At 63.6% G+C, this 5,540-nt stretch carries 6 protein-coding genes; 5 read left to right on the forward strand and 1 reads right to left on the reverse strand.

Annotated elements, in window-relative coordinates; genetic code table 11:
• Window positions 1-539 (reverse strand): alpha/beta fold hydrolase (locus EN939_RS19000; protein ID WP_164751073.1); only part of this gene is annotated, 539 nt, incomplete at its 3' end.
• Between the two features lie 188 nt (window positions 540-727).
• On the opposite strand from EN939_RS19000, the gene EN939_RS19005 reads away from it, so the two are divergent.
• From EN939_RS19005 to EN939_RS19025, 5 genes are read left to right on the forward strand one after another with little or no spacing between them, the layout of a single operon-like run.
• Entirely contained in the window at window positions 728-1,981 is a 1,254-nt protein-coding gene (locus tag EN939_RS19005) for an ABC transporter substrate-binding protein (RefSeq protein WP_027035742.1), read from the forward strand.
• 3 nt (window positions 1,982-1,984) lie between these two features.
• A complete protein-coding gene (locus EN939_RS19010) occupies window positions 1,985-2,722 on the forward strand; it encodes an ABC transporter ATP-binding protein (protein ID WP_027035743.1) in 738 nt (245 codons plus the stop codon).
• Window positions 2,719-3,432, forward strand: coding sequence for an ABC transporter ATP-binding protein (locus tag EN939_RS19015; protein WP_127269236.1), 714 nt, complete (start codon window positions 2,719-2,721; stop codon window positions 3,430-3,432). The genes EN939_RS19010 and EN939_RS19015 overlap by 4 nt, the downstream gene beginning before the upstream one ends.
• Window positions 3,433-3,444: 12 nt before the next feature.
• Window positions 3,445-4,320, forward strand: a complete 876-nt coding sequence (locus EN939_RS19020) for a branched-chain amino acid ABC transporter permease (RefSeq protein WP_127269237.1) — start codon at window positions 3,445-3,447, stop codon at window positions 4,318-4,320.
• The gene (locus tag EN939_RS19025) at window positions 4,317-5,351 is read left to right on the forward strand and encodes a branched-chain amino acid ABC transporter permease (RefSeq protein WP_127269238.1); all 1,035 of its coding nucleotides are present in this window, start codon (window positions 4,317-4,319) and stop codon (window positions 5,349-5,351) included. The genes EN939_RS19020 and EN939_RS19025 overlap by 4 nt, the downstream gene beginning before the upstream one ends.
• The last annotated feature ends 189 nt before the right edge of the window (window positions 5,352-5,540 follow it).

Here is a 5,540-nt window from a genome sequence, read left to right on the forward strand (position 1 = left end):
GTGCGCGCCACCGTGTCGATGAGAAACGGCTCGAACGGCTCGCCGCAAGTGCTGCGCGCATAGGCCTCGACATCGGCGCCGCTGAAGGTTTCCTGCCCCGCGAGGTGCATATGCGGGCTCGGCTTGAATCCGTTGCCGACCTCCTCGGGCGAGACGGGCGGCGTGCCGGTGATCATCAGGCCAAGCAGGCCGGGAAAGCGGTCGATCATCTCAAGCCCGATATGGCCGCCGAGCGACCAGCCGAAGACGATGGCCTTGTCGATGCCGAGCAGCCCAAGCACTTCGGTCATGGCATCGGCATAGCCTTCCATGCTGTAGGAACGCTCAGGATCGATCGCATCGCCGGACGCTCCGTGGCCGGGCAGGTCGGGAGCGATCAGGTGGTAGCGCTCGCCCAACGGGCCGTCCAACTGGTTGCGGAAAACGGCGCTGGAAGATGAATTGCCGTGGATCAGCATGACAGCGGTGCCCTGGCCACTGGTCTGGCGCACCGCGATCTTGCCGTGGCTGGTGTCAAGGGTCTTCTGCGCGATCGTCATTGTCCGCTCCGTTATAATTGCCTTGTTTTAGTGCAGTTGCGCAGCAAAGCGCCACGGCTTCCATACCTTTGCGGGAACCATCTTCCCGGCCAGGTTGCGTTGAAAAATCCTTTTCAAATAAGAACAATTATGCGTAGATTGTCAATTATCCAACTCCCGATGAACGGGAGGAAACAGGGAACAGCACGATGAAGCCCAAATCCGCCGCAAGTCGAATCCGCCATATGCTGATGAGCACCACGCTGATCGGCATGTTTGCCGCATCAGCCGCCCCCGCCTTTGCCGACGTCGTCAAGATCGGCCTGCTTGCGCCGCTGACCGGCCCTGCCGCGGCGGACGGCCAGGAATTCCAGCGCGGCGTGCAGATGGCCATCGACGAGGCCAACGCAGCCGGCGGCGTTGCCGGGGATACGTTCGAACTGGTGGTCGGCGACGTCAAGGATCAGTCCGCCGGCAACGTCACCAGCGCGGTCGAGCGCCTGCTTGGCGATCCGGGCGTGCACTTCATGCTGACCGGCTATGCCAGCCTGACCAATTTCGAGATCGACAACATGGCCGAGGCGGAAATGCCCTACATGCTGGCGGCCACCTCGCAGCAGACCAGGGACATCATCGCGCCGAGCCCCGACAAATATATGTGCTGCTGGTCGCTGACCCCTTCCTTCGACGCCTACAACACCGACGTAACCCTGTTCGTCGAGAAGCTCGCGGCCGATGGCAAGATCACCCTGCCGACCAAGAAGGTCGCCATCATCTCGTCCGACAACGCCTATTCGAAGACCATCTCCGAAGGCATGAAGAAGACCTTCAAGGAGAAGGGCTGGACCATCACCGTCGACGAGATCGTGCCATTCGGCGAAGTGACCGACTGGCGTTCGATCCTCGCCAAGGTGCGCGAGAACGTTCCCGATGTCGTCATCAACACCGACTATCTGCCCGGCAATTCGGCGTCGTTCCTGAACCAGTTCCTCGAGCAGCCGACCAAGAGCCTCGTCTTCCTGCAATACGCACCGAGCGTTCCGGAATTCGTCGAGCTGACCGGCAAGAAGTCGGATGGTGTCATCTACAACCTGCTCGGCGGCGCGCTGACGACGCCGAAGAACCCGCGCGCCGATGAGGTGGCGGCCAAGTTCAAGGCAAAATACGGCGTCGAGAGCGGCACCTACGGCGTCGGCCTCTACGAAATGACCAATGTCTATTTCGACGCGGTCAAGAAGGTCGGCGGCGCATCCGACCATGCGGCGATCATGAAGGCGCTGTCGGAGACCGACAAGCAGGTCGCGGAAGGGCGGCTGAAATTCGATCCCGCCACCCACCTTGCCACGCAGGGCGACGACTATATTCCAATCACCTTCTTCCAGATCTGGGATGGCCAGCGCACGCTGATCTCGCCGGAAAAATACGCCACCGGCGCCTTCAAGCTCCAGCCCTGGATGAAGTAGGGAATGGCCCTGCTTGAACTGGACGACGTGTCGAAGGCCTTCGGTTCGCTGAAGGCCGTCGACGGCGTGTCGTTCAAGGTCGAAGCCGGCGAGATCTTCGGCATCGCCGGCCCGAACGGCAGCGGCAAGAGCACGCTGTTCAACATCATCACCGGCATCCCGTTCGGCCCCGACCGGGGCCAGATCCGCTTTGACGGTCTTGCCATAAACGGCAAATCGGGACACGCGATCGCGCGCCTCGGCCTTGCCCGCACGTTTCAGCGCGAGACCAGCTTCGACGGGCTGACCGTGTTCGAGAACGCGCTGATCGGCGCCAGCTACGGCAAGCAGGAAAAAACGGCCGTGGCAGCTCGCGATGCCGCCGCCGAGGCGCTGGAATTCGTCGGGCTCGGGTCCGCGTCCTTCGGGCGGCTGGCCGGAGAGTTGTCCGTCTTCGAGCGCAAATGCCTGATGCTGGCCACCGCGATCGCCATGAAGCCACGCATGCTCTTGCTCGACGAGCCGGCATCGAGCCTGACCAAGCCCGAGATCGAGACGTCTATCGGCCTGATCCGCCGCACCGCCGAACGCGGCATCACCATCCTTCTGATCGAGCACGTGCTGACCTTCCTGATGAGCCTTTCGCAACATCTGCTGGTGCTCAACAATGGCCGCGTCCTGGCCGCTGGCGACCCGGCCGGCGTGATCGCCGACCCGCGCGTCATCGAAGCCTATCTCGGCACCAGGAGATCGGCGGCGTGAACCCCATTCTCAGCGTCGAAGGCGTCACCGCCGGCTATGGCCGCGTCACCGTGCTGCACGATATCTCGCTGGAGGCCGGCCGTTTCGGCAATGTCGGCCTGTTCGGCCCCAACGGCCATGGCAAGACGACGCTGCTGCGCGCAGTCTCCGGGCTGCTGCAGCCGAAGAGCGGCCGCATTCTGTTCGACGGGCAAGACATTGCCGGCCGCAGCGCACGCGCCATCGTCGGCGCCGGTCTGATCCATGTGCCGCAAGGCAACCGGCTGTTTCCCGATCTCTCGATCGCCGACTGCATGGCGCTCGGCGCCTATTCGCCAAGGGCCCGGCCGCATGAGGCGGAGAACCGTGAGAAGGTGATCAAGCTGTTTCCGAAACTGGCGGAACGCTGGCGCCAGCGCGTGCGCACATTGTCGGGCGGCGAGCGCCAGATGGTGTCGATCGGCACCGCGCTGATGAGCCATCCGCGCCTGCTGATCCTGGACGAGCCGACGCTGGGGCTGGCGCCCAAGATCAAGGACGAACTCTGCGCCTCCGTCATGGACATTTCGCGCGGCGGCGTGCCGCTGATCGTCGTCGAGCAGGATATCGAATTCCTGCTGGAGCTGACGCAGCAACTCTACCTCGTCAACCATGGCGCGGTGGCGACCGAGATCAAGCCGGGCGAAAGCCTCGACCACGGCGAGATCATGTCGATGTATTTTGGCCATTAGGAAAATCCGAAGATGAGCGCATTGGCGGAAATCCTGTTCGGCGGCCTGTTCCAGGGCTCGCTCTACGCCATGATGGCGGTCGGGCTGGCTCTGGTCTGGACGACGATCGGCGTGTTCAATTTCAGCCATGGCGTGTTCATGATGCTGGGCGCCTACATCGCCTGGCAGCTGGTCGAACTCGGCCTGCCGGCGGCGGTCGCCTTTCCGATCGCCGTCGTCGTCATGGCCGGCGTCGGCTGGATCCTGCAGGCGAGCGTCGTGCGGCCGCTGATCGGCCGACCCAACATCGTGCTGGTCGTCGTCATCACCACGCTGGCGGCCGGGTCGCTGATCGAGAACGGCGCGCTGACCATCTGGGGACCGCGCTCGAAACAGATCCCGGCGCTGATCGCCGGCAACGCCACCATCGGGGGCGTCGGCGTCTCCCTGCACCAGATCGCCATCATCGTGATCACGCCGCTGATCCTGGCCGCACTTTGGGTGTTCCTCAACCGCACGCGGCTGGGGCTGGCGCTCCGCGCCGTGGCGCAAAATGAAGATGCCAGCCACCTTGTCGGGCTGAACGTCACCGCGCTCTATGGGCTGGCCTTCGCCATTGCCGCTTCGCTGGCCGGGCTCGCCGGCATCTTCATGGGCGGCTACCGTTTCATGTCGCCGGTGATGGGCAGCGACCCGCTGCTCAAGGCGCTGATCGTCGTCGTTTTCGGCGGCATATCGAGCGTATCGGGTCCGATCTTCGCCGCCTATCTGATCGGCTTCTTCGAGGCAGCCTGCAGCTATTATTTCGGCTTGTACTGGACGCCGGCACTGCTGTTCGGCGTGCTCATCCTGACCCTGATGGTGCGCCCCGAGGGCATCTTTGCCAGCCGCTCCCGAGGCCTAGCATGACCGACACGACATCGCTGATCGCGCCTGGCCACGCCGAGGCGGCAACCCCGATCGCTCCAGGCCGCACGCCGTGGAAGCAGGAGGCCATCGGCTTCGTGCTCGGCTTCGCCCTGCTGGCGCTGCTGCCGCTGATCTTCGGTGACACCTATGCCCGCCACATCCTGATCATGGCCTTCATCTATGCGATCGTCGCCTCGAACTGGGACCTCAGCCTCGGTTATGGCGGCGTCTTCAATTTCGGCCATCTGGCGCTGTTCGGCATCGGCGTCTATGCCTACAGCCTGCTGACCAAGCTGGCCGAATTCGACCCGTGGATCGCGCTGTTTGCCAGCGGTGTCATCGCAACCCTGGCGGCGATCCTGGTGACCATCCCGATCCTGCGGCTGAAGGGCATCTACATCATCCTGGTCACTTTCGGCTTCGCGCAGCTGGTGATGCAGGTGATCATCAGCCAGTCGGCCATCACCGGCGGCACGCAAGGGCTGGTGCGCATTCCCGGACTCTATATCTTCGACCATAACATGGTCCGCGACGGCAAATCAGCCTATTTCTACATCGCGCTGGCACTGCTGGTGGCAAGTACGCTGTTCCTGCGCGTGTTTGTGCGCTCACGCGCCGGGGCCAGTATCGTCGCCTTGCGCGACAATGAGGAATACGCCATCAGCCGCGGCGTCTCGATCGTGCGCCAGCGCATGCTGACGCTTGCCGCGAGCGCCTTCTTCACCGGCATCGCCGGCGCCTTTTACGCCGCCTACCAGCGCAATGCCTCGATCGACGTCTTCGGCATGAGCCTGGCGACCATCATCCTGTCGATGGTGCTGCTTGGCGGCACCAGCACCATCTACGGCGCCATCGTCGCCTCCTTCGTGCTGACGATCTTCGCCGAATGGATGGCCGATTTCGGCGCGTGGCGGCCGATGATCACGGCGATGCTGATCATCGGCGTGATGCTGGCCTACCCGAGCGGCCTGGTCGGCATGATCAAGGCTTCATGGGGCGCCGTCGCCGGACGCCTGAAACGCCCGGGCTGATCGTTTCGGAATAGCGGCTGCGCCTCAGCGGATGCCGCACCAGTCGATGGCCGAAGCGGCGATCACCTTGGCGGTCTCGACCACCGATTCGACCTCGACATATTCGTCGGAACCGTGAAACCCGTCGCCTGAGGGGCCGAAGATGACACCGTCGACGCCGGCGCCGGCATAGTGCGCGGCATCGCACAC

This window comes from Mesorhizobium sp. M7A.F.Ca.CA.002.05.1.1 (assembly GCF_003998335.1).
Taxonomy (GTDB): domain Bacteria; phylum Pseudomonadota; class Alphaproteobacteria; order Rhizobiales; family Rhizobiaceae; genus Mesorhizobium.